Consider the following 26716-nt stretch of genomic DNA (forward strand, 5'->3'; position numbering starts at 1 on the left):
TATTGAATCGGTCAAACCCTCGTGTTAGCAGTCTCCCCTGTCGAGAGGCGAAAGAATGCAACCTGTCATTTTGAGCAATAATGGTGAAGCACCCACGGGAGCGGGTCGCATCCAGCGCGCGAGCAGCCTGGCCGAGGACGTCTACGAGGCCATTTTCGCGCAGCTGATGTCGCTGAAGATCGCGCCCGGTTCACGCATCACCGTCGACAATCTGGTCAAGGAGTTCGACGTTTCCCATACGCCGATCCGCGAAGCGCTCGGGCGTCTGGAAGGCGAAGGCCTGGTTCTGAAGACGCATCTGATCGGATACCGCGCCGCACCGCAGATCAGCCGGCGCCGTTTCGACGAATTGTACGAAATGCGTCTCCTGCTCGAACCGCACGGCGCGGCGAAGGCCGCTGCCGCGATGGACGAGACCAAACTCGGCACGCTGCTGGAGGCAGCAGGCGTGATGTCGCGCCGCGAGGGCAAGGACGAGCGTCTGCGCTACTCAAACTTCGCCCGGCAGGACGCGATCTTCCACGACAAGATCATGGAATATGCCGAAAACGAGCTCATTCGCGAGACGCTGGGTTATCAACACACCCACTTCCACATTTTTCGCCTGATGTACCACTCCCGCGTGACCGAGGAGGCGCTGGACGAGCATGAGGCGATCCTTGCCGCGTTCGGTTCGGCCGATCCCGATGCGGCCGCGAAAGCAATGCGCGCCCATATCGAGCACTCGCGCGATCGCCTGCTGCCGGCCTTCGATTGAGGCTAAACCGATGTCCGCGCCGCTGACCACCAACGACAACGCCGAGGGATACTACTTCCCCAACTCACTATTCTGAGGACGCACAAAGCCAGTGCGGGGTGCTGCATGGCTCGCCCGGCTTTTTTTCACACGAAAGAGGAACCGACTATGTCAGGCAAGAAAATATTGATGCTCACCGGCGAGTTCACCGAGGAGTACGAGATCTTCGTCTACCAGCAGGCGATGGAAGCCGTCGGTCACACCGTCCACGTGGTCTGCCCGGACAAGAAGGCCGGAGATCTCATCAAGACCTCCCTGCACGACTTTGAGGGCGACCAGACCTACACCGAGAAGCTCGGCCATTTTCAGGTGATCAACAAGACGTTTGCCGAGGCGGAAAAGCAGCTCGATCAATACCACGCCGTATACTGCGCTGGCGGCCGCGGCCCGGAATACATCCGCACGGATAAGCGTGTGCAAGCCATGGTGCGCCACTTCCACGACACCCGGAAACCGATTTTCACGATCTGCCATGGGGTCCAGATTCTGATTGCCGTGGACGGCGTCGTGCGCGGCAAGAAGGTCGGCGCGCTCGCCGCCTGCGAACCGGAAGTGACGTTGGCAGGCGGAACCTATGTCGACCTCTCGCCGACGGAGGCCTATGTCGACGGCACAATGGTGTCGGCCAAGGGTTGGACAGCCCTCGCTGCCTTCATCCGCGAATGCCTGAAGGTGCTCGGGACCGAGATCCGCCATAACTAAACAGGGCCGGCGCACGTCAACAATGCGCCGATTTCCGTTGTTGCAAGGTGTGCAGGCCACGCTCCAATGGTAGCCGCTCGCATCCGCACTTTGAAGTATGCCCTCGGTCGATGAGATCGAGGGCCACCGGCGCCAATCAATCGAAGAAGCCGGCATCCTCCGCCAGCAGATACTTCCTGGCGCCTTCGGCGTCGATATCGAGACCTAGCCCCGGTGCTTCCAGCAGATCCACCATGCTGTCCTTCACGATCTGCTTGGGCAGGCCGATGACGATGTCGTTCCACCAGGGATCGGAGGCGCTCGGGTATTCGAACGCCACGTAGTTGGCGGGCAAGGTGGCGCAGACATTGATCAGCGCGCCTAGGCCCAGCAGGCCGTTCGCGGTGCCGTGCGGCGCCATCAGGATTGAGTGCATATAGGCGTGCTCGGCGACCCATTTTAGCTCGGCAATGCCGCCAATGTCGGCAGGATCGGGGCCGATGACGCGCACCGCCTGCGTCTCGATCAGCTCCTTGAAATTGTGCCTGAGGTAAATCTGCTCGCCGGTATGGATCGGCGTCGAGGTGGAGCTGGTCAGCTCCCGGTAGGCCTGCGGATTGACCCACGGTACATAGTCGCCGGTCAGCATGTCCTCGAGCCACATCAAATTGTATCTCTCGACCGCGCGAGCGAACTTGATCGCATCGGGCAGCATCCAGCCCGGGCCGCAGTCGAGTGCCAGGCTGACCTTGTCCCCCAGCACTTCCTTCATCGCGATCACGCAGTCGAGCATGTGGTTGAAACCACGTTCGCTGATCACGCCCTGATCCATCGCACCATGATAGCCGGCCTTCTTCTGCGTCACGCCGTAATGGAAGTCCTCGATGGTGTCCTTCATGTTGGAATGGAACGAGATTCCTTGCTTGACCATGAAGAAGTTCTGCGGCTGCTCCATCATCCATTTGACGTCGGCGGCGTAGTCCTCCGGCCGGTCGCCCGTACGCTTCTGGCGGATCGAGCCGTTGTAGACGCGCACCTTGTCGCGCACCTTGCCGCCTAGCAGCTTGTAGGCCGGCACGCCGGCGGCCTTGCCGGCTATGTCCCACAGCGCATGTTCGATGGCGCTGACCGCCGCGCCATAGGGCTTGAAAGAGCCGCGTTGGCGGATCTTCAACATGACCCGCTCGACGTCGGTCGGATCCTCGCCGATCAGGGCCTCGCGGAAATGCAGCACCCATGGCTTGAGATAAGGCTTGGTGTACTCGACCTCGCCAAGGCCGTAGAGAGCTTCGTCGGTGACGATACGGACGATGGGATGTTTGCCGATTACGGCGCACCGCAGGTCGGTGATCTTCATGGCGCGGTCCTATTTCACAGACGAGAATGCTGTCGGCGTGAGCAGCTGGTTGCTGATATTGGCAATGATCTGCCCGTCGCGCTCAGACTCGTCCCGGGCCCTGTGCCATGCCGGATCGGTGACGAAAGCCGCCCATTTCGCCTCACGCTCGGCCAGCGATTCCCAGGCGAGGAAATAGGTGAGGCGATTGCTGTTTTCGCCGATCGCCGTGGTGAAAAACCCGGCTTGGCGGATGCCATGCCTCTCCCAAATGGCCAGCGTTTGGTCGGAAAAGCGCTTGAGCAAGGTCGGCAGTCTGCCCGGCAGGCAGTCATAGATACGCAGTTCGTAGATCATGGTTTCGTCCGTTTCTTTCTTCGCCTCTCCCTTGGGAGCAGCCGACACGAATGGTCGGTCGTTGGCCCTGTGAGCCTGGGTATGAGGGCAAGGGGTCTGGGCTAACTCCAGGTCCGGTCCCAGCTATATTCATTGTCCCAATGCTCGGTGGATTGCCATATCCCCGTGACACCGGGCTGCAGATGCTGGGTGATCACCTCGTCGACCACATCGTCTATGCCCAGCCCCGGCTTGTCGGACACGGTGATGAAGCCGTCCTTGACAAGCGGCTTGGGCAGGCCGGTGACGATATCGTCCCACCAGCCGACATCGGCGGAGTGGTATTCGAGCGCCATGAAGTTCTCGGTCGCGGTGGCGACATGCGCGGCGGCCATCGCGGCGATCGGACTTTCGGCCATATGGATCGCCATGGCGACACCGTGATCCTGCGCCATATCGCCGATCTTCTTGGTCTCGAGAATGCCCCCACTGGTGAGCAGGTCGGGGTGGATGACCGAGAGGCCGCCGCTCTTGAGCAGCGGCTCGAAGCCTTCCTTGAGGTAGATGTCCTCGCCGGTGCAGATCGGCACCGTGGTAGCCTGCTGCAATTGCCGGTACTGCTCGGTGTATTGCCAGGGGATCACGTCCTCCAGCCATGCCGGAACGTATTTCTCGATACGGCGCGACAGGCGTATACCATCCTGCAGCGAGATGTGGCCGACATGGTCGATGGCAAGCGGGATCTCGTATCCGATGACCTCGCGAACCTCGTGGATATACTGCTCGAGCAGGTCTATCCCCTTTTCGGTGAAATGCAGGCCTGTGAACGGGTGCTGCACGTTCTGCGCGTCATAAGCGAGATTGCGGGCCTTTCGCTCCTCGAACGAGCCACCGCGGCCGCGCGGGTTGCCGTGAAACCCTTCGAGCGCGCCGGCGGGTGCGACCACGGCGCCCGGGACATGGGCGATCTGCATCAAGCCCAGGTCCATCTTCAGGAAGGTGAACCCGCGGCCCATCCGTTCCTTGAGCCGCTTGCCGGTTTCGGTGCCGCTGGGTTTCTCGGCGTCGGTATCGCAATAGACGCGCACGTGCTCGCGAAACTTGCCGCCCAGCATCTGGTAGATCGGCACGCCATAGGCCTTGCCGGCGAGGTCCCACAAAGCGATTTCGACCGCCGAGACGCCGCCGCCCTGCCGGCCGTGCCCACCGAACTGCTTGATCCGGCGAAACAGGCGGTCGATGTCGCACGGGTTCTCACCAAGCAGCCGGCTCTTCAGCATCAGCGCGTAGGTGGCGCTGGCGCCATCGCGCACCTCGCCAAGCCCGACGATGCCCTGGTTGGTGTAGATCTTGAGCAGCGCCGAGGTGAACGGCGCGCCGACGATTTCGGCCACCCGCATGTCGGTGATGCGAAGCTCGGACGGCTTCGAGTTGGTGTTGACCCGGTTGAGGGCCTCGTCGGCTCTATCCGTCTTTGGCATGACTTATCCCCGTTTTGATTTGCAGGCTTGTCTCCCGCATGCTGCCGATAACGTTGCTAGCCCAGTTCGATCTCATGGGCTTGCAGGTAACCGCGGTTCATCTCGATGCCGAGACCCGGCCTCAACGAGAGCTTGAGGCTGCCGTTCGAAACGTCGAGCGGCCTGTCGATGAGATGATCGTACTTGCCCAAATTCCACTCCGACGTTTCGAGCTTGTAGAAGTTCGGAACGGTCATCATCACCTGTGCTCCCGCGACCACGTTGATCGGCCCGGCGGCGTCATGTGGCGAGACCGGGATGTAATAGGCTTCGCACAGAGCGGATATCTTCTTGAGTTCGGTAATGCCGCCGGTCCAGGTGACGTCGGGCATGATGTAGTCGGCGAGCTTGTTCTCGAGAACCGGCACGAAATCCCACTTCGTGTGGCCGCGCTCGCCCCACGAGATGGCCGCACTGACCTTCTCGCGCACCTGCTTGAGGGCGTTAAGGCTCTCGGGCGGGCACGGCTCCTCGAACCAGTCGATCTGGCCAGCTTCCTCCAGGCTGCGACAGAGGCGAATGGCGGTCGGAACGTCGAACCGCCCATGCGCATCGATGAGGATGTCGACGTCGGGTCCCGCCGTTTCGCGGATCAGAGCCGTGAGTTCGGCGGCCTCGCGCTCATCCTTGCGGGTCATGCCGCCATCGAGATAGCCGTCCCGCTGTTCGCGCGACACGCCGCCGGCACCGCGACCCTGGTGGGGGAAAGGATCGAACTTGAGAGCAGTGTGTCCGGATTCGACGATGTCCAGGATTTCGCGGACCACAGCATCCTTGCTGGTGAATTTGGCCTGGTTGGGGTGGGTGTAGAGCGCGATTTCATCACGGACTGGCCCGCCCAACAGCTCGTAGATCGGCTTGCCGAGAGCTTTGCCCCTGAGATCCCAGAGGGCTATGTCGATCGCGCTCACGCATTCGACCGCGGCGCCACGACTGCCCATATAGGTGAAGCTGCGGAAGATCCTGTGCCAGAGATACTCGATGCGCGCCGGATCCTCGCCCGTCACCGCGGCTCCGATCTGTCGAAGGATCGTGCAGAGGGCGCGGTTGGCGAGCTTGGTGGTGGTGGTGATCTCTCCCCAGCCGCTCAGCCCCTCGTCTGTCGTCACCTCGACGAACAGGAATTCCCCCCAATAAGAAGCATCGGACTTGATCAGCCACGGCCGAACGCTCGTGATTTTCATTTCAACTACCTTTGCCAGTGAGGGTCAGCCACGATGTTCCAGACCTGACCCTCGTCCTATCCGGCCCGGGCGGCGTTGCGCGCACGCATGTGTTCGAGAACATGCCGGCCGGAACCCTCGACATGACGGGAGATGAGTTCGGCTGCCTTGTCTGCCTCTCCCGCCTTGATGAGCGCAATGAGTTCGCGGTGCTCGCGAATGATCGCGGCACGCCGCGCGAGCGTGAAATTGAAGCGTCGGCTCACCGCTCGCAGCACTTCGCGATGCTTCCACCAGAGCTCGGCGGCATGGCGGTTATAGTGCCGCTGGTACATCACGGTGTGAAAGGCGGTATCCAGCTCACTGTGCCTGAATGTGTCGGCAAAGTTGTTCTCTTCAATCAGGCCTTGGATACGTTCCAGTTCGGCGATGTCCTCGCCGGTGGCCATGCCCACAAACCATCGCGTCAAGGCTGGTTCGATCAGAACACCGATCTCGTAGATGTCGCGGACAAAGTCCTGATCAATGGGCCTTACACGCGCGCCGCGATTGGGAGAAAAGATGACGAACCCCTCGCCCCGCAACAGTTGCAGGGCCTCGCGCACGGGGTTGGTCGAAGTGCCGTGGCGGCGCGCGAGATCGGTGACGACAAGCCGTTCGTTGGCGGCGAGCCGTCCCTCGATGATGTCTTCCCTTATTAGTTCGTAAAGGGAGGCGCCCTCGCTGGAGGCTCCGATGGCATCGATCCCCGGAGGTGGCTTTGCTTTGAAATCGTCTGTTTCGGCCAAGGGCCGGCTCCCCAGATTGATACACAGTCTGTCCGATATCACGCACGGTTCCCATAAACAATGTACGATCCTGTGCGTTGACAGGCAATCCATGTTCTGAAAACGTACTAAGCGGTCGAGAGGATACACCGTACTGAAAGAACCATCCTCGCGATCGCAGGGCGGAGAACCAGGGAGGATACCTATGACGAGGATCATGCTCGGCAGTGCGGTCCTGCGCGGCACTGTCGCCGGTATTTTGACGGCATCACTTATGTCCAGCTCAGCGCTGGGTGCGCCACCGGTCGACCTGAGCAAATGGTCGCCTGAATATGTGCGCTCCATCGCGGGAACACAGGATTTCGACACGGCCGGCGATTGCGCCAAGGTCACGCCGCTGGATTACAAGGGGCGACTGACTTTCTGGTATCAGGGCGTGTTCGAGGGCGATCCCGACCTGCTGCGCCAGTACTACAAGGATTTCTTCGAGACTTTCCGCAAGACCTATCCGAACATCAAGCTCGAGGAACAGGCCCTCACCTATAACGACCTTCTCGACAAATTCCGCACCGCGCTCCTGGGCAATGCCGCGCCGATGGCGGTGCGCCTGCAAATCCTGGGTGGCACCGAATTCGCCTCGAAGGGCTATCTGCAGCCGCTCAAACCAGAGGATGTCGGCTATTCGACCCAGGATTTCTGGCCGGGCGCCATGAAGGCCGTGACCTGGGATGGGGTGACCTACGGCATACCGACGAACAACGAGACGATGGCGTTCATCTGGAACGCCGACATCTTCAAGCGCGCGGGTCTCGATCCGGACAAGGCTCCGGCAACATGGGACGATGTCGTCAAATATTCCAAGCAGATCCATGACAAGCTCGGCATTGCCGGCTACGGCCTCGTGGCTCGCAAGAATGCCGGCAATACGCCCTATCGCTTCATGCCGCAGCTGTGGGCCTATGGTGGCGGCGTCTTCGACGAAGCCACCGCGAACCCGACTTACAAGGAGGTGGAGCTCGACAGCCCGCAGAGCAAGGCGGCGCTGCAAGCCTCATACGACATGTATGTCCGCGACAAGTCGGTTCCGGTCTCGGCACTTACCAACCAGCAGGCCGACAACCAGCCTCTGTTCGTCGCCGGCCAGTTGGGCATGATGATCTCGCACCCATCCGACTACAACGTCATGCTCGATCTGCAGGCAAAGGCAACGGGCACCGACAAGCAGAAGGCGCAGACCGTCATCGACAATATGCGCTACGGCCTGATCCCGACCGGCCCCGACGGCAAGCGCGCCGTCGTGTTCGGCGGCTCGAACATTCACATCCTGAAGCCCGAATACGTCGAGGGCGGCAAGGTGGACGAGCCGGCCGCGAAGGCGATCATCTGCATGTGGACGAGCCCGGAATGGTCGCTGAAGATGGCCTATGCCGGCTCGAACCCGGGCAACCTCAACGGCTTCAAGACCAAATGGATGAAGGAACGTCTGGACCACATCAAGTTCCTCGATGTCACGACCTCGATGCTGCCGTATGGCATCCCGTTCCCGGCGCTGCCGGAGTCGCCCGAGATCATGAACATCATCGTCCCGGACATGCTGCAGAATGCCCTGACCGGAGCGATGACCGTCGACCAGGCAGCGGACGACGCGGCCAAGAAGGTGAAAGACCTGATGGGCGGACTCTAGTCCGGACCTGACCTCCGATCTGGCCGGCTGCACCGAGAGTGCAGCCGGTTCATCCCGAAGAACAAGGGCACGCCACAGTGACGATCGTGACCGGCAAGGCCGAGGCTCGCCGAAAATCGCAACCCGGCAGGTCCGGCGCGTTGCGGAACATCTGGGAGCATCGCGCCGACTACGCATACGTGCTCCCCGCGATCGCCGTGATGCTCGTCGTCATCGCCTATCCGATCTACTACACGATCGAGCTGTCGTTCTATAAGACGCCGCCCGGCCTGCAGCTCCGCGACAAGACCTTCATCGGCTTCGACAACTACACCACCATCCTCACCAGTGAGGTGTTCTGGAAAGTCACATGGAACACCCTGATCTGGACATTCGGGTCGACTTTCATCTCCTTTGTCCTGGGGTTTGCCACGGCGCTGGCGCTGCACCGCGACTTTGTCGGCCGTGGCATCCTGCGTGCCATCCTGATCATTCCCTGGGTGATCAGCGCGGTCGCCGCCTCCTATATCTGGAAGTGGATCTACCATTCGGATTTCGGCATCATCGGCGCGGTGCTGGTGGGCCTTGGATTGACCGACCGGCCGCCGAATTTCATCGACAACGTCAGCACGGTGCTCCCCGCCCTGATCGTCGTCAATATCTGGCGCGAGTTTCCATTTGCCATGGTCATGATGATGGCCGGCCTGCAGACTGTACCCGACCAGTTGTTGCGCGCCGCGAAAGTCGACGGGGCCAATGCATGGCAGCGTTTCTGGCACGTCACCTTCCCGCACTTGCGCAACGTCTCTGTGGTGACGATCCTGCTGCTTGCGGTGGCCAACTTCAATTCCTTCATCATCCCCTGGATCATGACCGCGGGTGGACCATCGAACGCATCGCATATCTGGATAACCCATATTTACGAGCTCGCCTTCGGCCGGCAACGCTGGGGCGTGGCATCGGCCTATTCGGTGCTCCTGTTCCTCATCCTGATGATGCTGGGCTATTTCTATGTCCGTGCGCTGAGCGGCAATGAGCGGAAAGAGGGTGGCGCATGAGCACGATCGCCGAGACAGCCTCTCGGGGCCAGACCCGTCGCCGCATGCGCGTCGACGGATGGCGGTGGGCCGGGCGCATCTTCCTTCTGTTCATGCTGCTTTACACAGCGCTGCCGATGATCTGGATGCTGATCACCTCGATCAAGTCGGGCTTCGCGGCGACGCAATTCCCGCCGCAATGGTGGCCGGACGAGCCCACGCTTGCCAGCTACCAGAAGCTGCTCGATCCGCAGAACAGTGTCGGCCAGGACTTCCTGCGGTTCTTCTGGAACAGCCTGTTCGTGTCGACCGTGACGACAATCCTTTCGGTGATCGTGGCTGTTCCCGCGGCCTATGCGTTTTCGCGCTTCACTTTCCCGGGCCGGAACTTCCTGTTCTTCGCCGTGCTGCTGCGCAACATGTTCCCGGCAGTGATCTTTCTCGTGCCGCTCTTCATCCTGATGCGCGCGATCGGGCTGGTGAACACGCATGGCTCGCTGATCCTGACCTACCTCACCTTCGGCCTCCCCCTGGCGATCTGGCTGCTCAAGGGTTTCTACGACAATATCCCGGTGCAGCTCGAGCAGGCGGCGCGCATCGACGGGGCAACGCGGCTCCAGGCCTTCATCATGATCGTGATGCCGCTCTCGACACCGGGGATCATCGCCACCGCGATCTATTCCTTCATCGGCGCGTGGAACGAGTACATCTACGCCTACACCTTCCTCTCCAAGAACGACCAGTTGACGCTGCCGGTCGGCATCCAGCGCTTCTTCTCGGAAAACACGACGGACTTTCCGGGCCTGATGGCGGCGAGCTTCATGATGAGCGTGCCCGTCGTGGTGCTGTTCCTCGTCTTGCAACGATACTTCGTACGCGCCCTGACAGAAGGCGCGGTCAAGCATTAGGGAGTTGCCGATGGCCCACGTGGTCCTCAGAGATCTCGTCAAGACCTACGGCAACTTCAAGGCCGTCAACGACGTTTCGCTGACGGTCAATGACGGCGAGTTCGTTGCGCTCGTCGGCCCTTCAGGCTGCGGCAAGACAACCACGCTCAATCTCGTCGCGGGGCTGACCCCGATCACATCGGGCGACATCGTCATCGGGGAACGGGTGGTCAACGATCTCGACCCCAAGGACAGGGACATCGCAATGGTGTTCCAGAACTACGCGCTCTATCCGCAAAAGTCGGTCTATATGAATCTCGCCTTCCCGCTGCAGATGCGCAGACTGCCCAAGGACGAGATCGACAAGAAGGTCAAGGAAGCGGCGCGCGTGCTCGACATGACGCACCTGCTCGAGCGCAAGCCGCGTGAACTTTCGGGCGGCCAGCAGCAGCGCGTGGCCTTGGGCCGCGCCCTTGTGCGCGACCCCGCCGTGTTTCTCATGGACGAGCCGCTCTCCAACCTCGACGCCAAACTGCGCGTACAGATGCGGTCGGAGATCAAGCGCTTTCATCAGGACCTCAAGGCGACGATCATCTATGTGACGCACGACCAGCTCGAAGCCGTGACGATGGCCGACAAGATGGCGGTGATGAACGGCGGCTTCCTGCAGCAATACGATTCACCGGCGCAGGTCTTTGCCCATCCGGTGAACATGTTCGTCGCCAGCTTCATCGGCAGCCCGGCGATGAGCCTTATTCCGCTGGAGGCATCGACGGCACCGGGCGGTACCGTGTTGACCAGCGCGGAGGGCTGGAGCCTCGGGCTCTCGCCGCGCAACGTTCAGAAGGTCGCGCGGGCGACAACCCGGAAAATCGTGCTCGGCGCACGTCACTCGACGATCAAGCTGCACAAGAGTGCGGTGCCAGGCAGCATCCCGGCCAAGGTCTACACAGTGGAACCAACCGGAGACGTCACCTTCGTGCAGGCGTTCCTGTCCGGCGCCGTCGTCAACGTCAGCGTGCCGCCGAACATTGCCGTCGCGCCCGACGAGCGGATCTGGCTCGAGTTCGACCAGGAGCGGATGCATCTGTTCGACGGCGAAACTGAAATGGCCCTCGAGGCCAGCTGAGCAGGCGGATGCGTGTGGAACGTGGGCGTGGATGACTACGAAGCTTAAGATCACCGCGATCAAGCCTTATCCGGCATGGGTGGGAACGCGCAACCAGATGCTGGTCAAGGTCGAGACCGACCAAGGCATATTCGGCTGGGGCGAGAGCGGCCTGAGCGGACGCGAGAAGGCCGTGGCCGGCGCGGTCGAGCACTATCGCGAGTTTCTGGTCGGCCGCGATCCCATGCAGATCGGGCGGATCTGGCAGGAGGTTTATCGCAGCCAGTATTTCGAAGGCGGGCGGGTTCTGCAGGCGGCGATATCCGCCATCGACATCGCCCTTCACGACATCAAGGGCAAGGCGCTGGGGGTGCCGGTCTACGAGTTGCTGGGCGGTAAACAGCGTGACCGGATCCCCACCTTCGCCTCGACCGGAGACGAGGCCGAGGGCGACATTGCCATCGAGCGGGCCCGCGAACTGCGCGCACAGGGCTGGCAGGCAATCCGCTTCTTTCCCGTCGGGCAAAACAGCAGGGACATCTTCGAGCCACGCCAGTCGATCGGCGCTACCGCGAGCATGCTGAACAAAGCGCGCCGGGCGCTGGGCGACGATGTCGTCCTCGGCATCGACTATCACCACCGGCTGTCGGTGGCGGAGGCGGTGAGCTTCTGCAACAAGCTCGACCGCGGCGTGCTCGATTTCCTCGAGGAGCCGATACGCGACGAGACGCCGGAGACCTACGAGTCCCTGCGCACCATGACCGACATCCCCTTTGCCATCGGCGAGGAATTTGCGAGCAAGTGGCAGTTCCTGCCCTACATCGAGCGCGGTATCCACCAGTTCAACCGGCTCGATATCTGCAATGTCGGCGGGTTCACCGAAGCGATGAAAGTCGCCGGCTGGAGCGAGGCGCATTATGTGGACCTGATGCCACACAATCCGCTTGGTCCAGTCTGCACGGCCGCGACCGTGCATTTGGCCGCCGCGGTACCCAACTTTTCGTGGCTCGAGACCAGGTCGCCCGAAGCAAAGCTTGGCTTCGACAATTCCGAATTCTTCCCGGTGCAACCACGGCTCGACGGCCCCGATTATCCCGTCAGCGATTTGCCGGGGCTCGGCGTCGAGGTCAACGAAGAGGCGGTCCAGGCGCAGAGCTTCCGTTTCTGGGAAGCGCCCCACCTCAAGCGCCGCGATGGTTCTGTCACGAACTGGTAGTTCCCTTTCAATCGGAGTCCACAATGACGCATACTTCCGACATCACGCGGCCGCCCAAGGATCTGATCGACGCGCTAAGGGAGATCGGCGCCGCGACGGTTGCCGGCACGCTTGGCCATATGGGCTTCCGCAATCCGCACATGGTCGGCCCGGTGGCGCAGAACCACGGCAAGTCGATCGTCGGGCCGGCGCTGACGCTGCAGTTCTTGCCGCAGCGACCGGACCTCTTCACCGAGGGAGAATATGCCGATCCGGAGACGCAACTGCACCGGCACGTGCTCTACCACGCACAGGAGGGGGATGTGGTCGTGGTCGACGCGCGCGGCGACATGAGCTCGGGCGTCTTCGGCGATATGATGTCGACGTATTTCAAGGGCAGAGGCGGCGCGGGTATCGTGATCGACGGGTGCATGCGCGACCGGCCCAATGTCGAAAAGCTCGATCTGGCGCTATGGCTGCGCGGCTGGACGCCCAACTACCATGTGCAAACCAGCATCTATCCCAACGCCGTCAACGTTCCGATTGCCTGCGGCGGTGTCACGGTGATCCCCGGCGACATCATCGTCGCCGATCATGACGGGGTGGTCGTGCTGCCCGTCGCAATGGCCGCAAAGGTGATCGAGGAATCCCAAAAGCATCACGACTGGGAGGAATTCTCGCGCATGAAGCTGATGGAGGGCGGGTCGTTACAACGCTATTATCCGCTGCACCCAAGTGCGAACGATGAGTATGAAGCTTGGCGGACAACCAACCCGAAATCTTGATGAACGGACGAGGTCATGGGATGCCCCTCCAATGCAGGCAGCCGCACGTCGCCAGAACATTGTCGGCGCGATCCAGTAGGTCATGTCCGCCGCCTTCTCGGCGATCATGACTGGGAGCGTGCGTTGGCTGCTGAACGGCTATCCGCGCTCGACCAGCCAAACAGATGCCAGCCGGGTGAGTGGGCCGATGATTACGCCAGCCCAGGTGGTGCCTCGCGCTCGTCGATCTTTGTATTCTTTACGGATTATTTTTTGTACTTCAGAACAGCCCACCGTCGTAAGTATCCAGCTGTTTAGCTGAGACGATTTCCTCCACATTGGGCTGTCGCCGTCCGGGGGGCCGATCGACAGATTGAGACGCTCCGCCTTCCGGACGAGCCGCCGCGTTTTTATCTCTGCAATCTGTTCATAGTATAGTAATGTTTCCCAATAATGTCGGTACTGAGCCTTTTCCCGCTCCATAGGCGTGCAAGCATTTGCCAGGTCGACGTCATAGGCGTGGTCGAGCGTCTTGATGGTTCGCCGGTACACCTCGATTTCCAACAACTCTTTGATTTGTAACGGTATGGTCATACGACCTCTCAACCCCCGCAGCCAAAAAAGAATGCTACGGCCCCGTATGGTGCCCAGTCCATTCGACTACTTGGATGAGGTCACAACGCAAAAGAACTAGACGCGCCTAGTTGACCGATTGAGACGGAGGAGCGTGTTCGCTGTGTATGCGACGGTTGGGATGCGCACGGGCATCATGATCGATGTTGTGGCCTCCGACGACAGGCCTGGTTTGAGGCGATCGCGGCAGCATGACGGTACGCCCAAGTCGACGACCTGCGTATGGCGGTGGCAGGAAGGGTTCATGGCCGAGGCGTCGACGATCTGCGGCGCCCCCAGCCAGGGACAGCGACCGACAAGCCAGCCGGAGCTTCCACAACCCCACAACCATATCGTCAGACGGGTGCACTGATAGCGCACCTCCCGATAGGAAATGCCATCGACCGAAGTATCGGACACAACAAATCGCTCTAGAAAAGAGACTCGCCAAGACGGAGGGCGTACGACCCATCTGTATTTCCCTGACCTGGACACCACCGATTGGCGTAATTGTCTGGTTGCAAGTATGCGTTAGATTGACCAGTACGGGTGCGTAGCGTTAAGCCCGCCGCAGTGGCCGGTGCGGTCTTCACGTCCCCGGAAGGCTGCCCCTCCGCACCGGCCATTTCCTTTACGGCTCTTCATCGCCTACGGCTCGGTAGTTGACCCTCGGCGAGGGTCGGTGCGCGGTTGAGACCGGAATTGCGCCATCAACTCGAAATGTAAGACCGATCAAATCCGGCTATTTTGATAAGTCCCGCGTGGTCATGCAACTCGACCACACCATTGCGGAACGAAACCAACCCGTTTTCTCGCAAATCCTTCAACACGCGACTTACATGCACAGCAGACAGCCCCAACGCGTCGGCCAGCTGGGCCTGAGTCAGCGGGCATTCAAAGCGCTGCGGATAACCTGTGACCGATCTATGTGCGCGGCAGCCCAGTTCGAGGAGAAGGTGAGCCGTGCGTTCAATGGGTCCTCTTCTACTGACTCCCGCCAGATGTTCGGTGATCCTTGAGTACCGCCGTGCCTCAGCCAGCATGATGGCCTCGCAAATGGACTGCGGATAGCGCGAAAAACATGTATGGACCGGACCCGTCAATTCGATCGCGGTCACGTCCGAGAGAGCCGTTACCGTCTCGCCCCCGTCTCCGCAGAACTCGATGAAGGCAATTTCGTGAGGGAGCGCAAAATCGACGATGAGACGAGAGCCATTCCGCAGCGTTTTGGCGAATGCGGCCCATCCCGCGGTCATAACTAGGATAAAGGATCTAGCCTGATACTCCCGTGCAATTGTCGTGTTCGCCGGATAAAGGCGCCGGACAGCTCCAGGCAGTACAGAGATTCCCATTTCTGAAATTGGTTCAGCAAGGGTAGGCTCCCTCGCCAATCCAAGAGCCTGCTTTGATAAGCTCATTTTGTGTGATTACCCCAGCCGTGATCGTCCCTCAGGCCCAAACTAACAGCTACATATAAAGTTCCATTTATAGTTTCATCCGAATGGAGGCGCAACCTACCACCGTTGGGCACTACCTTACCACCTTCGGAGGATATCAGCATGCAGCAAAGGTCAAAAAGAGCCGCAATGCCTGCTGGGGCCACTCATGCCGGTACAGCGCCGATAGCCAAGAGCATCGGGCGCACTGGCCAGTCCGGGGTCAGGATTTCCTTGTTCTGGCCGCGGCACCTTTGTTCCGCTCGGCAGCCGTGCGGTCCATCGGCAAGGATTTGTGACGAACCAGCTGCCGTGCATCTCCGCCGAAGCCGGCTCTTATGATCTCTACCGGATCGACTTCTGCAAGTAGCCCGTGGGTCCTCCAGCAGCAACCCTGTCGCCCGCAGTCGACCTTTTCCTTTGGACTGCGCGCAGCCGGAGCATCAGCGCTAGCTGGCGGTCACTTCACTTGGCTGAAACTATCCAAGGCAGACCTACTCAACTTGACACCAGTCTTTTTCGACGTTTTTCTTCTGAAAGAACGTCGGATCCTGTTGGTTGAGTTAATGCCGAAACCGCCGATCCCACTGTCGGATCTAGCGGTTGGAACTCTTGCCAAGGAGGCCCAGGGATCACCTGCGTCCCACTTTCGAGATCCTCTGTCATGCCCCCCGCAACGACCGGCTCCATTGTTCTAGCTGCCGGTTTCCGGCGAAGCCGCGAGGTCGAGGGGTGCCTGGCCTTGTAGGTCTGGCGTCTTTCCTCGGCAACTTCTAGGTCATCGAGTACCGATATGGCCGATGCAAGGCGATTTTCGATTTCGGCAAGTCGCCTGCTGGTGGAAATCAGGGCAACTGAAACCAGCAAACTGTAGGCGAGCACGACAATGGCTGCTCCTGCGGGGCTTTCGATGCCGAACACGATCAAGGCCCCAACTCCAATAAAAAAGGCAAGGGCACCATAGCCCAGCAACCGGCCCTTACTTAGAAGAAGCATCAACGGCCAGGTTGCGGACAGCATCAGAATGGCTAACGGTCTGCTGACCGCCCAATCTACAAGTCCCGGAACAATGTCGCTGTAAGTTTCCATATCAACCTCGAAACAAACGGGGCCGGCCGGCCTCTTCGTCGTGTGGGAGCGTAGGCCGTCCCGCGCGCGCCGGCTCGGTGGCCGCGTTATAGAGCACCCGGACGAGCGATAGATGTCCCTGCGAACGTCCTAAGGTCTGAAAGGCTCATCGGGTAGACCAGATCGACCTTTAGCCGAATTACTACTCAATAATGGTAATGGCGGCGGTGTGCGCGAAGCTGTTATGTTTTCGGCTGACCGGCGACGCGATCGTTGGTGGGCGGAAGCGATTTGGACATGCCGGTGGCGGGGTGCAAACCCTGTCAGCAGTCTCATCGCGCCTAACAGGCAACTGCCCAAACAATTTTGAAGTGAAGCACATTCAGCCGACGCTGAAGGGTGGGCGTTGTTCTGTTGATCGCTAAGGATTCGGCAATGGCAAGTTCAATTGACAGTCCGACCATGACCAGAGAATTACTGCCGCTCGACGTGCGGGAGATTCTTGATTTCTTTCTCCGCCGCTGGAAGCTGGTGTGCAGCATTGCTGTAGTCACCTTCGCCCTATTTGTCGCCGCCGCCTATCTCCTTCCACCATCCTACACGGGCGTCGCACAAGTCTTACTCGATTCCCCGGTCGACTATATGACCCCGCAGGATTATTCCAATTCTGATTTTGCCGACAATTCGACATTTATCGAAAGTCAGATTGCAGTTCTGAGATCCGCCTCGCTCCTTCAGAAGGTCGTCGACAGCGAAAAACTGACGGAAGACCCGAAGATCGGGCCGGGGGCATTAATATGGCTACAGGGCGCTCTTGGGGTTTCGCGTGTCGGATTGGCGGATGTTATTGAGATCTCGGTGACTGCCTACGACCCGGGGAAAGCAGCATCGCTGGCGAACGCAATCTCCCAGGCCTACCTCGCTGATCGAGTAAGGTCCCGTTACGAAGGGGCCAGGAAAGCCTCCACATGGCTCAGTGAGCGGGCTGCATCTCTGCGAGCGGAACTGAGCCTTTCGGAACAAGCTGTCCAGAAGTTTCGGATCGATCACAATCTGTTGGCGACGCCAGCAGGCAGTTTGACTGATCAGCAGTTGTCTGAATTGAATGTCGCACTAATCACCGCACGCGCCGAATTGTCGGAGAAACGGGCACAATATCAACAAGTTGACAAATTGCTGACTAGCGGAGGCGACATCCAGTCGATGCCGGACGTCTTGCAGTCCGTGGTTATCAGCGCGCTTCGGGCCCAGATCTCTGGAGTGACACGGCGGGAAGCCGACCTTAAATTGAAATATGGCGATCGGCATCCGGATGTCCTGGCGGCGCAAGCTGAGCGCCGCGACATCGAGGGGCAGATTACCGCCGAAGTCCAGCGTCTCATCGGCAATCTGAAGAATGAAGTGGACGCTGCCGAGGCCCGGGAAGCTTCTCTCAGCCGAGCCTTAAATTCGGTATCCAATCGATCCGAAGTCGAAGGTCAGGTTGGCGTGCAGTTGCGCGACCTGGAAAGGATTGCCGCCGCGAACAAGGAGCTGTTTGAGACATTCCTTTCACGCGCCAAGCTCACCGAGGAGAAGTCTACCTTGCTGAACAGCGGCGTGCGCGTGATAACCGATGCGGTTATTCCTGGTTCGCCAAGCTTTCCGAACAGGCCTCTATTCGCGGCGTTGGGACTTGTGCTCGGCTTCTTCGTCGGGGGCGCAGGCGCCGTTCTTCGTGAACTTTTCGCTTCCGGCTTCTTGGCAAAGAAGCAGATAGAGGAAGAGCTGTCCGTTCCGGTTCTTGCATCTATCCCACGGATGGCGGGCTGGTCGAGAGACGCCCAGTCCCAAGCCCAACCTGTGGCTTATCTCGAGCGCAGACCGCTATCGAGGTTTAGCGAGGCCGTGCGGCGGCTCCGCCTGGGCATTGATGCGACGCCCGAACAGGCCCGCTTGCCGCGCCTCATGCTGGTGACATCGGCGATGCCCGGCGAAGGAAAGACAACCCTGGTATTGAGCTTGGCCTGCTCCGCAGCGGCCGACGGGGAACGGGTTCTGGTCGTCGATGCGGACTTGCGGCTTTCGGCCACCACGGCCTTCTTCGGCATGGCAGACAAGGTCGGGCTGGTCGACCTTCTGACGTTGCCGGTGAAGGCAGCAAACGCAATTCATCTGGACGAACGCTCGGGGATATCCCTGCTCCCTGCGGGCGCAAGGACCCGGAACCCGCCTGCCCTTCTTGCTTCGGCACGGATGCGCTCGGTTCTCGAAGAGCTTCGCGGAAAGTTCGATACGGTGATCGTTGACGCACCACCTGTTGGAGCTGCGGCCGACGCCACGATCCTGGCGCGGTATGTCGACAAGGTCCTCTTTGTCGTGAAGTGGCGCGAAACCGCGCGCGAGGCCGTTGCAGAAGGAATTCGACACCTTGGCGGTCGGTCGAAGATTGCCGGCATCGCCCTGACAATGGTGGACGAACCAAAGCTGCCAAAATATGGCCGATACACGTCCCTCGAAAGTAGTGTCTCGGACAGTTACTATCTCAACTAGAGAAATGTTTCGCCATGCAGCACGCTGAATTATACCATGATCGCTACCCGGAGCCGGTTGGAAAGACTTACGGCGGGGACCTTGCGCGTTGGTACGTGGTCCAGACGCACCAACATTCCGAGAGCTTGGCGGAGCGGCACCTGCTATCGCAAACCTTCCGAACATACCTGCCCAAGCGAAGGCGAACCGTTCGCCACGCTCGCATCGTCAGAACCGTCGCCAGTGCGTATTTCGACTGCTATCTGTTCGTCTCGCTGGTTGCTCAGCAGAGTTGGTACCCGATCAACTCAACCGTCGGCGTGCGAAGACTTGTCATGAGCAAAGGAATGCCGGTCCCCGCGCCATACGGCGTGATCGAGTCCTTGATAGCCGCAACAGACGACGACGGAATTTTGCACCCCGATATCTTATTGAGGCCAGGTCAAAGAATCCGAATCATAGATGGACCGTTTTCGGAACAGCTTGGCGTTCTTGATCATGTTGGAAGTGCTGGGGCAGTCAAAATTCTTCTTGATATAATGAACCGCTCGATTCCGATCACGATCGATCGAGATAAACTTTCGGTTATATCCTGAATTCTATACGTTAATTTTCGTATAATATTTTTTTGCTCGGAAGATGCCGAAACCACCCGGCAAAGGAAGGATGAGTTGGCACCCAATTCACCCTCGATGCGGCAGCTTGCAAGGCGACATCCAAGGCTGCAGGCCGGCGTTGAAACCATTGGGTGCTGCGTCTCAACGAAATCAGCGCCGATAGGTTGGATATACCTCGCCGATACGATGACGGCGACGATGAGCGAATGACGCTCGACGCGATCAACCAGGGGAAACCCCTTGCAACCTTCACGTAAATCCAAACCCGGAAGCTACCGTCCGACGGATCCCGGAGAGCCTCGGGACGGCCTGCAGCCGCAACAATATCGTCGCTGGGTTCCAAAAGCCAAGGCAAGCATGCTGGTCGAAGCGTTGACGCCGGGGGTGAATGTTCCAGCGCCAGCCAGGGTGGTTGGGGCGAGCTCGTCGATCAACAAAGCAGATGCCGGTGTTTCTCAAACCGACGCAAGCGCCTCCTTGCTGCCCCTCGAAACAGTCCCGGCCCTCCCGATCGCCATCGAACTGTTTCGAGCATTCAATGAGAGCGGCCTGAAGTACGGAATAATTCAGGATCTCGCATCCCTGCAAAGCGGACTTGCGGGCCGCGATGACCTGGATCTCCTTCTGGACAAGCACGACTACCCGGTCTTCTGCTCGATCGTGAGCAAGCTGCACGGCTGTCGCAGCGTGAGCCTGTCTTGCTACGACAATGTCTGTGCCGGCCGGGAGGACTGGTTCCTGCCTGACTTTCCAAATGGCCGCTATCTCCACCTCGACATGCATATCGGGATCCGTGTCGGCTGGGAATTTCGCAAACGATATCCGGTATTCGACTATGCGGCGATTACACGATGGGAGTCGATTTGTGTGGATGGGGTGTCGATTCCAGTCGTCTCACCCGAGGACGAGATTCGAATAACCATTGCCCGCTTCGCCTTCCGGACCTGGGCATTGCCTTGGCGACAGTGGATCACCGTCGGTGGTGGTTGGAGGGACCAATTTGCGCGCCCGCCACTTCCGTCAGGCCAGCAAGGCTTGGGTGTCGCGGAATACACGCTTGGCGGCGGCAGACTGGCGAGCTGCAGGTTTCTGCAAAGCGCAGACGGTTTGATGGCAAACCGCAGAGATCTTGCCAGACTCCGGCGTTCAATCCGTGAAGCCTGCGGTTTTACAGGAGGTTACGGGATCGCCGATGCCGGCGTTCATCTGGCCCGCAAGACCTCATATCTGGCGTTGAGGTCCCTTCAGCGCCTGATGCCCGGCACATTCCCACCAAAGAGGCGGCCTGCGGCTGGCGGCTTTGTAGTGGCGCTCGTCGGCCCTGATGGCATGGGAAAGAGCACTCAAGCTGATCGGCTGACACGGATATTTCGATGGAAATTCGGGTGTGCGCAAGCATATGTCGGAATCGGAGACGGCAATGGGTGGTGGCTCCGCAAGGCGTTGCAGACTCTGGTTTTTCCCTACAGACGCCGCCTAAAGTCGTTGGCCCAGCACGATGGCAACAATTCCTTCAGCCGAAATTGGTCGAAGGGAGGATTCGCCGCTGCCGCGCTGGCATTCTGGGCAGTCTTGATCGCGTTAGAGCGATACGCTGTCGTGAAACGTGCGCATCGATGGGCTACGCGCGGCCTGATCGTCATTTGTGACAGGTGGCCGCAGGCGCTGTGTAGCGGATATCTGGACGGGCCAACCGTCCCACCGCACCTCTTCTCCGTCCCCGGCCTGTCGGTTCTCGCCCGCCTCGAGCAAAGGCTCTATCAAAAGATGGCAGAATGCCAGCCACAGCTCACTTTGCATCTCGTTTCAGATTTTGCCGTCTCCGAGCAGCGCAAGCCGGGAGAGATCAGGAAAGAAGCGTTCGATGCGCGGCTATCGCTGATGGCGGAGTTGCGAGACAGGGACAAGAACATCCGAACCATTGACGCGAGCGCCGGCATAGAGGCGGTCGGCCAGGAACTGTTCAGGCATATCTGGTTGTCCTTCTAAGAACAGCTGGCGGCTTAACGCCGGCATTCACCACAGCAGACGCGCTGGCCAGCTTGCCACGATCGCGCCAAGCAACAGCCGATCCAGGCCGTGCCAGGGAAGGCGCCGAGGAGCCCTCAACGCTCCGCCTCCAGGCGCTCGCTCACCCGGATGCGCCGCCCCGGATTCATGTTCCCTGAGGTATAAGCAATGAAGATTGTTCATGTGCTCACCAGACTGCTTCGGGCAGGTTCCGAAGAGAACACATTGGCCTGCTGTCTCGCTCAGGCGCGGCATGGCCACGAAGTGCTTTTGGTTCACGGCCAAGAATACGATGCTGGATTACGGGCGTCGGTTGCCGGAGCCATCAGGGTGGTGACTCTGGAAAAACTGATCAACTCGATTTCGCCATCCCGTGACATTTCCGCATTCGGGCAACTCACTCGCCTCATACGCGATTGGCAACCTGACATCGTGCACACACATCAAAGCAAAGCCGGGATCGTCGGTCGCCTTGCCGCCAAGGAAGCCAATGTCCGTTGCATCGTACATGGCGTGCACATTTTACCTTTCGTGCATGTGGGCAACGCGCAGAGGCTCATGTTCCTGGCTGCCGAACGCCTGGCCGCGAAAGTCACGCGCGCTTTCATCGACGTCAGCCAGGCCATGCGCGACATTTGCATCGCCAATCATTTGGGCAGTCCCGATCAGCACCACGTCGTCCATTCCGGTTTCGATCTGACACGCTTCGCGAACGCGCGATGGCCGCAGGAGCCGCATCTGCTCCTGGGAACGGCCGCCGGAGAGCCTAAACCGCCGGTAATCCTTATGCTGGCCGCACTGGAACCGAGAAAACGCCATGTAGAGTTCATTGAAGCATTTGGGCAAGTCGTCGACCGAATCCCAAACGTGCGACTGATCCTAGCCGGTGAAGGGCCGACTCGGTCCGCTGTTGAAGCGGCGATTGAACGATCCCCGTTCGCCAACAACGTTCGCATGATCGGCTACCATTGCGAGCCTGAACGACTAATCAGCCTGGCCGATGTATGTGTTCTGACGTCCATGCGAGAAGGACTGCCTCGGGTCGTAATGCAGTATCTGGCGGGTGGTCGAGCCAGCGTGGTCTCGCACCTGCCGGGCGTGGAAGAAGTGGTGAAGCATGGCGTGAACGGAATTGTGACGCCAGCAGAAGATGTTGGCGCCGCAGCGGCGGCGATCGCCGACCTTCTGCAAAATGAGCGCTATCGCGCTCAACTGGCTGCCGGCGCGAAATTCACCGACCTTTCGTCATGGGGGATGGATGCCATGTGCGACAGGGTCGAGTCGATTTATCAGTCCGTTCTTGAGTCGGCTCTCTCAGCCGCAAGGCCGAATGACCCGCGAATTCGCGATGGCCTCGCCAAGCAGACCGTAGGACTACACGGATTTTGATCCCTTTTGCTCCTTCGACGGAGCCCGGATTTCCAAAGGCTTAATTCTCGACAACGAATACCTGCCGTGACGTTCCGCCGATGAATGTCGACTGGTCCTGACGGCAGCATGACAACGGGAGTACGACGATGCGTTTGCGTGCCAACCAGCAATTTCCATCCAAGCCTTCGCTGCAGGATTGGTGCCGATGGCTATTTCCAAGATCCGGACCCGTGGCCGGCCGCATGCTCGCAATGATTGGTGGCCTCGCCATTGCCGTTGTTCTGCTCGCGGCAGACGCTTCCCGTGCCGATGGCTACACATTCGACACCGGCGACGTCCTGCGAGTATCCGTGATTGGCGAGACAGCCTATCCTCTGGAAGTCGTGGTCGATGATCGGGGCTCGATATCACTTCCCATGTTGGGTGATGTCCAAGCCCGCGGCCTCAGCAGCGTTGCCCTTTCGCAGGCCATTCAGCGTGCATTCCAGCAGCAGAAGCTCATCCTCGAGCCCTACGTGAAAGTGGAGATCGGCCAGTACCGGCCATTCTTTATTTCCGGGACGGTTGCTCATCCAGGATCGTACCCGTTTCAACCCGGCATTACGGTTCGCCATGCACTCGCCATAGCAGGCGGCTTTCGGGCTACGACCGCGGGAAACACGGAGCCGGCCCTGCAAATAGCGGATCTACGCAGTGCGCGCGCAGGTCTGGCGATCGAGGAATACCGTCTGAAGGTTCGGCTTGCCCGGCTCCAGGCGGAAAGCCGACAGGACAAATCCTTCGTTGCCCCGCCGGATCCGCCAGTCGAGTTTGGCGTCCACTTGATTGACGACATCGTAGCATCCGAACAAGCGCAGTTGGACGCCCGCCTTGCCGCATATCGGGACGACATTTCCTACCTTGATGTCTCGTTGGAGCGGGCCAGGAAGGAAGCGGATATGGTCGCTGCCACTCGAAAGGAACGGGAAAAGACCGCGGACATTCAACTCGAGGAACTGCAGTCTGCCCGGTCATTGCGGGAAAAAGGCCTGGTCACCAATTCGAATGTCATGACGGCCGAACGAGCACATACCAGCTATCGCGCCGAACTTTCGCAGACCGAGCTGCAGCAGGAGCAGGCGCAGCAGGCGATGCTGACCGCTGAAAGCGAGCTGCGAAAAAAGAAGCAGAGTTATGAAATGGACTTGATCTCGCAGACCCAAGACACGCAGGTCGAGCTGGGGAAAATTCAAAGTCAAATAAGGTATGTCGCCGACAAGCTTCTCTTTATATTTACATATGGCGAACAGAGGACCTTCGACGACTTGCAAGGCTCCGTGAAGATTTCAATCTTCAGGCGCGACCAGAAAGCCGCACACGACATCGTCGCGGATGAAAACACGGAAGTCAGAGCTGGCGACGTCATTGAAGTCTCGATTGTGGCCAACAAAGGGTTCTACGCCCCGGACACTTCCGGAACAACGGCGATCCCGAATGCGAAAGGCCCGGCGCTTCAGCCAAGCCTTATCGGTCAATAGCAAGAACACATGCCCGCTTCCTCGGTCACGGCTTCGCTTCAGGCTGCGGCCTCGCTCCGCAACGATCGTGGGTTCGTTGGGCCATGAGCGGGCGGACCTTTGAGGGACCAGATCATGGGTGCGTTCAGAGACCAGTAGCGGCGCGGCGGAGCTTTTCACGCCGGTCGGCGCGATCCTGGCTAACCTTTAGAGACGGAGACCTGTCATGACAGCAACAGAGCTGAAACCTCCGATTTTCCTGATCGGCAACTATCGGTCTGGAACCACAATCGCACAAAAATTAATCGGGCTGCACCCCGACATCGTCACCTGGTACGAGCCGAAAACAGTGTGGCTATACGCCGATCCGGCGCGGCGTCATGACGAATTCGTCGAAACCGACGCTACTGATAGGGTCGCTCGCTACATTCGCGGCAGATTCCTTGAATATCAGTCGCAACACGGCGACAGACAGATCATGGAAAATACGCCTGCCAATGTCCTTCGGGTGCCGTTTGTTCACAAAATATTTCCAGACGCGATATTTCTCTATATAACGAGAAATCCTTTTTCTTACATAAGCTCGATGGAACTTAAATGGCAGCGAGCTAAATCTTTAAAAGGTCTAATACGTCTCCTGAAGATGACGCCCGTGTCACAGATTCATTATTATGCAAGGGACGTTCTGAAGCAGGTGGTCACAAAAAGGCTGCTGGGGAAGAAATACACATCGATCTATGGGCCACGGTACAACGGGATAGATCGGGATTTAAAGGAGAACGAGAAACTGACGGTGATCGCGCGCCAGTGGGCGCGCGGCAATCGAAAGGCTCGCGAAGATCTCGCCAAGCTGGGCAATGGCCGCGTGCTCTCTTTCCGCTACGAGGATTTGATACAGGACCCCGAGTTGGTCTTGCGGCGGATCTATGAGCATTGCGGGCTGAACTGTACTGACGATATCGTCCACAAGGCCAAGGAGATGATCGATCCCGGCCGCCAGCAGAAGTGGCTCCGCCTCGAAAAGAAGGATTTGACGGCGATCATACCGGAGATCCGGGACGAGATGGAGTTCTATCGCTACGAAATCCCCCCGCTCCTTCAATAGGGAAGGCGCGCTGGGCGGGCAAGCGAGACCGCTGCCGAGCGCCCTTGATGACCTCATGCGATCACGCAACTGCAAAATAGGTGCGGTGAAGCTGAGTGTCGAAGGGCACGGATGACCCTTACGCCGTCATCCCGGCAATGACGAAAATGACCATGGCGCCGATGATCGCGGGCGCATCGCCGAGAATCGCCTGCGGCTCGGCGGATCCAGTATGGACGACGCAGTGGTCGCCTTTTTGAACCGGCCGACGAGTGGAGAGAGATGTGAGCAACAACCGGCGGGGGCTGGCAAAACAGAGTGTCGTGGGCATGTTCTGGACGGCCCTGTCGATGGGCGCCCTCGCGGTCGCCGAGCTTGTCGCACTTCTCGTCCTGGCCCGATTGCTCTCGCCCAATGAGTTCGGCCTTTACTCCGCAGCGCTGATCGTCATCAAGTTTTCGGCGATCTTCCAGGGACTTGGCATTAGCCCCGCAATCGTCCAGCGCCCGGTCCTGGAAGAACGACATCTTCGGGTAGGGTTCACCTTGTCGTGCCTCCTCGGCCTTGTTGTGTCCGCCCTGGTATGGGCGATGGCACCGGCAATTGGCGGTCTGCTTCGGCTCCCCGATCTTGCTCCGATCGTTCGTGCCATCTGCTTTGTGTTCCTTTTCCAAGGCGCTTCCATGGTGGCATTGGCCGCAGCGCAGCGCGCGCTGCGGTTCCGCTGGCTGGCGCTCGTCGACGCCTGCGCCTTCGCCGCTGGCTACGTCGTTGCCGGTCCAGTGCTGGCTTGGCTCGGCTTCGGTATCTGGGCCCTTGTCGGCGCGCTCCTGATCCAGCAATTCATCCGCATGGTCGTGCTGCTCGCTGGCCAGCCGCATCCGATGCTACCTTTGCTGGAACGGCGCGCCACCGTCGAGCTGCTTTATTTCGGAAGCGGTTTCACCGTTGCCCGGATATGCAATTACCTCGCCACCCAGGCGGACAGGCTTGTCGTGGGCCGCTGGCTCGGGGCAGATGCGCTTGGCCTGTACGGCCTGTCGTCACAGCTGATGACGACGCCGGCGGTTATCGTCGGCCAGGTTCTCGATCGAGTGCTGTTCCCGACCATGGCTCTGGTCCAGGAGCAGCCGGCGCGGCTTGCTCGTGCCTATCGCAGCGCGGTCGCGGGTTGCGCTCTGCTGGTCCTGCCGGCCAGTGTGGTCGTGGCGATCGTCGCGCCGGAGTTGGTTGCGGTCATTCTCGGGCGGGGATGGGT

The 26716-nt window shown here is 59.6% G+C and carries 23 protein-coding genes; 15 read left to right on the plus strand and 8 right to left on the minus strand.

Annotated elements, in window-relative coordinates:
• The first annotated feature begins 55 nt into the window (after nucleotides 1-55).
• The gene (locus FJ492_RS26670; protein WP_140773185.1) at nucleotides 56-757 is read left to right on the plus strand and encodes a GntR family transcriptional regulator; all 702 of its coding nucleotides are present in this window, start codon (nucleotides 56-58) and stop codon (nucleotides 755-757) included.
• Between the two features lie 147 nt (nucleotides 758-904).
• Nucleotides 905-1498, plus strand: coding sequence for a DJ-1/PfpI family protein (locus FJ492_RS26675; RefSeq protein ID WP_140505914.1), 594 nt, complete (start codon nucleotides 905-907; stop codon nucleotides 1496-1498).
• A gap of 136 nt (nucleotides 1499-1634) precedes the next feature.
• On the opposite strand, the gene FJ492_RS26680 is transcribed toward FJ492_RS26675, so the two are convergent.
• The 5 genes from FJ492_RS26680 to FJ492_RS26700 all read right to left on the minus strand — a co-directional run bounded on the left by FJ492_RS26680 (nucleotide 1635) and on the right by FJ492_RS26700 (nucleotide 6620).
• On the minus strand, nucleotides 1635-2834 hold the full coding sequence (locus FJ492_RS26680; RefSeq protein ID WP_140773192.1) for a mandelate racemase/muconate lactonizing enzyme family protein: 1200 nt from the start codon (nucleotides 2832-2834) through the stop codon (nucleotides 1635-1637).
• A 9-nt stretch (nucleotides 2835-2843) separates the two neighbouring features.
• Nucleotides 2844-3170 carry an NIPSNAP family protein gene (locus FJ492_RS26685; RefSeq protein WP_140773198.1) on the minus strand — a complete coding sequence of 109 codons (327 nt, stop codon included), beginning with the start codon at nucleotides 3168-3170 and terminating at the stop codon, nucleotides 2844-2846.
• Between the two features lie 101 nt (nucleotides 3171-3271).
• The gene (locus FJ492_RS26690) at nucleotides 3272-4630 is read right to left on the minus strand and encodes a mandelate racemase/muconate lactonizing enzyme family protein (RefSeq protein WP_140773206.1); all 1359 of its coding nucleotides are present in this window, start codon (nucleotides 4628-4630) and stop codon (nucleotides 3272-3274) included.
• Nucleotides 4631-4686: 56 nt separating this feature from the next.
• Nucleotides 4687-5853: a mandelate racemase/muconate lactonizing enzyme family protein gene (locus FJ492_RS26695; protein WP_140773209.1), complete on the minus strand. Its 1167-nt coding sequence runs from the start codon at nucleotides 5851-5853 to the stop codon at nucleotides 4687-4689.
• A gap of 56 nt (nucleotides 5854-5909) precedes the next feature.
• Nucleotides 5910-6620, minus strand: coding sequence for a GntR family transcriptional regulator (locus FJ492_RS26700; RefSeq protein WP_140773211.1), 711 nt, complete (start codon nucleotides 6618-6620; stop codon nucleotides 5910-5912).
• Nucleotides 6621-6804: 184 nt separating this feature from the next.
• Between FJ492_RS26700 and FJ492_RS26705 the strand changes: the two genes are divergently transcribed.
• From FJ492_RS26705 to FJ492_RS26730, 6 genes are all read left to right on the plus strand, one after another.
• A complete protein-coding gene (locus FJ492_RS26705; RefSeq protein ID WP_140773213.1) occupies nucleotides 6805-8283 on the plus strand; it encodes a sugar ABC transporter substrate-binding protein in 1479 nt (492 codons plus the stop codon).
• A 77-nt stretch (nucleotides 8284-8360) separates the two neighbouring features.
• The gene (locus tag FJ492_RS26710; protein WP_140773215.1) at nucleotides 8361-9320 is read left to right on the plus strand and encodes a sugar ABC transporter permease; all 960 of its coding nucleotides are present in this window, start codon (nucleotides 8361-8363) and stop codon (nucleotides 9318-9320) included.
• Nucleotides 9317-10207, plus strand: coding sequence for a carbohydrate ABC transporter permease (locus FJ492_RS26715; RefSeq protein ID WP_140505857.1), 891 nt, complete (start codon nucleotides 9317-9319; stop codon nucleotides 10205-10207). The genes FJ492_RS26710 and FJ492_RS26715 overlap by 4 nt, the downstream gene beginning before the upstream one ends.
• 10 nt (nucleotides 10208-10217) lie before the next feature.
• Nucleotides 10218-11315 (plus strand): ABC transporter ATP-binding protein, encoded by a 1098-nt coding sequence (locus FJ492_RS26720; protein WP_140773217.1) that lies wholly within the window; start codon nucleotides 10218-10220, stop codon nucleotides 11313-11315.
• 31 nt (nucleotides 11316-11346) lie between these two features.
• Complete coding sequence (locus FJ492_RS26725; RefSeq protein WP_140773218.1) at nucleotides 11347-12510, plus strand: mandelate racemase/muconate lactonizing enzyme family protein; 1164 nt, start codon at nucleotides 11347-11349, stop codon at nucleotides 12508-12510.
• Between the two features lie 23 nt (nucleotides 12511-12533).
• Nucleotides 12534-13274: a ribonuclease activity regulator RraA gene (locus FJ492_RS26730; protein WP_140773219.1), complete on the plus strand. Its 741-nt coding sequence runs from the start codon at nucleotides 12534-12536 to the stop codon at nucleotides 13272-13274.
• A 138-nt stretch (nucleotides 13275-13412) separates the two neighbouring features.
• Here the strand turns inward: FJ492_RS26730 and FJ492_RS26735 are convergent, their stop codons facing one another.
• From FJ492_RS26735 to FJ492_RS26745, 3 genes are all read right to left on the minus strand, one after another.
• Entirely contained in the window at nucleotides 13413-13847 is a 435-nt protein-coding gene (locus tag FJ492_RS26735; protein WP_140773220.1) for a hypothetical protein, read from the minus strand.
• A gap of 728 nt (nucleotides 13848-14575) precedes the next feature.
• Complete coding sequence (locus tag FJ492_RS26740) at nucleotides 14576-15283, minus strand: Crp/Fnr family transcriptional regulator (RefSeq protein ID WP_140773221.1); 708 nt, start codon at nucleotides 15281-15283, stop codon at nucleotides 14576-14578.
• A 516-nt stretch (nucleotides 15284-15799) separates the two neighbouring features.
• Nucleotides 15800-16390, minus strand: a complete 591-nt coding sequence (locus FJ492_RS26745) for a hypothetical protein (RefSeq protein ID WP_140773223.1) — start codon at nucleotides 16388-16390, stop codon at nucleotides 15800-15802.
• A 414-nt stretch (nucleotides 16391-16804) separates the two neighbouring features.
• On the opposite strand from FJ492_RS26745, the gene FJ492_RS26750 reads away from it, so the two are divergent.
• The 7 genes from FJ492_RS26750 to FJ492_RS26780 all read left to right on the plus strand — a co-directional run.
• On the plus strand, nucleotides 16805-18901 hold the full coding sequence (locus tag FJ492_RS26750) for a polysaccharide biosynthesis tyrosine autokinase (RefSeq protein WP_140773225.1): 2097 nt from the start codon (nucleotides 16805-16807) through the stop codon (nucleotides 18899-18901).
• A gap of 14 nt (nucleotides 18902-18915) precedes the next feature.
• Nucleotides 18916-19476: a transcription termination/antitermination NusG family protein gene (locus FJ492_RS26755; protein WP_140773228.1), complete on the plus strand. Its 561-nt coding sequence runs from the start codon at nucleotides 18916-18918 to the stop codon at nucleotides 19474-19476.
• A 261-nt stretch (nucleotides 19477-19737) separates the two neighbouring features.
• The gene (locus FJ492_RS26760; RefSeq protein WP_246676133.1) at nucleotides 19738-21486 is read left to right on the plus strand and encodes a hypothetical protein; all 1749 of its coding nucleotides are present in this window, start codon (nucleotides 19738-19740) and stop codon (nucleotides 21484-21486) included.
• Between the two features lie 189 nt (nucleotides 21487-21675).
• A complete protein-coding gene (locus tag FJ492_RS26765; protein ID WP_140773232.1) occupies nucleotides 21676-22896 on the plus strand; it encodes a glycosyltransferase in 1221 nt (406 codons plus the stop codon).
• Between the two features lie 128 nt (nucleotides 22897-23024).
• Complete coding sequence (locus FJ492_RS26770; RefSeq protein WP_246676134.1) at nucleotides 23025-24395, plus strand: polysaccharide biosynthesis/export family protein; 1371 nt, start codon at nucleotides 23025-23027, stop codon at nucleotides 24393-24395.
• Between the two features lie 205 nt (nucleotides 24396-24600).
• Nucleotides 24601-25479 (plus strand): sulfotransferase, encoded by an 879-nt coding sequence (locus FJ492_RS26775; protein WP_140714976.1) that lies wholly within the window; start codon nucleotides 24601-24603, stop codon nucleotides 25477-25479.
• 263 nt (nucleotides 25480-25742) lie between these two features.
• Nucleotides 25743-26716: oligosaccharide flippase family protein (locus FJ492_RS26780; protein ID WP_246676135.1), on the plus strand; the 974-nt coding region annotated here is incomplete at its 3' end.

Source organism: Mesorhizobium sp. B2-5-4 (assembly GCF_006441095.1).
In the GTDB taxonomy this organism is placed as follows: domain Bacteria; phylum Pseudomonadota; class Alphaproteobacteria; order Rhizobiales; family Rhizobiaceae; genus Mesorhizobium; species Mesorhizobium salmacidum.

Bases quoted from the DNA above. Each gene is read 5' to 3' on its own strand.
- FJ492_RS26775 (WP_140714976.1), top strand. From the start codon at position 24,601: ATGACAGCAACAGAGCTGAAACCTCCGATTTTCCTGATCGGCAACTAT.
- FJ492_RS26680 (WP_140773192.1), bottom strand. From the start codon at position 2,834: ATGAAGATCACCGACCTGCGGTGCGCCGTAATCGGCAAACATCCCATC.
- FJ492_RS26725 (WP_140773218.1), top strand. From the start codon at position 11,347: ATGACTACGAAGCTTAAGATCACCGCGATCAAGCCTTATCCGGCATGG.
- FJ492_RS26750 (WP_140773225.1), top strand. From the start codon at position 16,805: ATGGCAAGTTCAATTGACAGTCCGACCATGACCAGAGAATTACTGCCG.
- FJ492_RS26755 (WP_140773228.1), top strand. From the start codon at position 18,916: ATGCAGCACGCTGAATTATACCATGATCGCTACCCGGAGCCGGTTGGA.
- FJ492_RS26730 (WP_140773219.1), top strand. From the start codon at position 12,534: ATGACGCATACTTCCGACATCACGCGGCCGCCCAAGGATCTGATCGAC.
- FJ492_RS26720 (WP_140773217.1), top strand. From the start codon at position 10,218: ATGGCCCACGTGGTCCTCAGAGATCTCGTCAAGACCTACGGCAACTTC.
- FJ492_RS26745 (WP_140773223.1), bottom strand. From the start codon at position 16,390: ATGGAAACTTACAGCGACATTGTTCCGGGACTTGTAGATTGGGCGGTC.
- FJ492_RS26715 (WP_140505857.1), top strand. From the start codon at position 9,317: ATGAGCACGATCGCCGAGACAGCCTCTCGGGGCCAGACCCGTCGCCGC.
- FJ492_RS26765 (WP_140773232.1), top strand. From the start codon at position 21,676: ATGAAGATTGTTCATGTGCTCACCAGACTGCTTCGGGCAGGTTCCGAA.
- FJ492_RS26685 (WP_140773198.1), bottom strand. From the start codon at position 3,170: ATGATCTACGAACTGCGTATCTATGACTGCCTGCCGGGCAGACTGCCG.
- FJ492_RS26690 (WP_140773206.1), bottom strand. From the start codon at position 4,630: ATGCCAAAGACGGATAGAGCCGACGAGGCCCTCAACCGGGTCAACACC.
- FJ492_RS26675 (WP_140505914.1), top strand. From the start codon at position 905: ATGTCAGGCAAGAAAATATTGATGCTCACCGGCGAGTTCACCGAGGAG.
- FJ492_RS26705 (WP_140773213.1), top strand. From the start codon at position 6,805: ATGACGAGGATCATGCTCGGCAGTGCGGTCCTGCGCGGCACTGTCGCC.
- FJ492_RS26695 (WP_140773209.1), bottom strand. From the start codon at position 5,853: ATGAAAATCACGAGCGTTCGGCCGTGGCTGATCAAGTCCGATGCTTCT.
- FJ492_RS26740 (WP_140773221.1), bottom strand. From the start codon at position 15,283: ATGAGCTTATCAAAGCAGGCTCTTGGATTGGCGAGGGAGCCTACCCTT.
- FJ492_RS26770 (WP_246676134.1), top strand. From the start codon at position 23,025: ATGCGTTTGCGTGCCAACCAGCAATTTCCATCCAAGCCTTCGCTGCAG.
- FJ492_RS26670 (WP_140773185.1), top strand. From the start codon at position 56: ATGCAACCTGTCATTTTGAGCAATAATGGTGAAGCACCCACGGGAGCG.
- FJ492_RS26735 (WP_140773220.1), bottom strand. From the start codon at position 13,847: ATGACCATACCGTTACAAATCAAAGAGTTGTTGGAAATCGAGGTGTAC.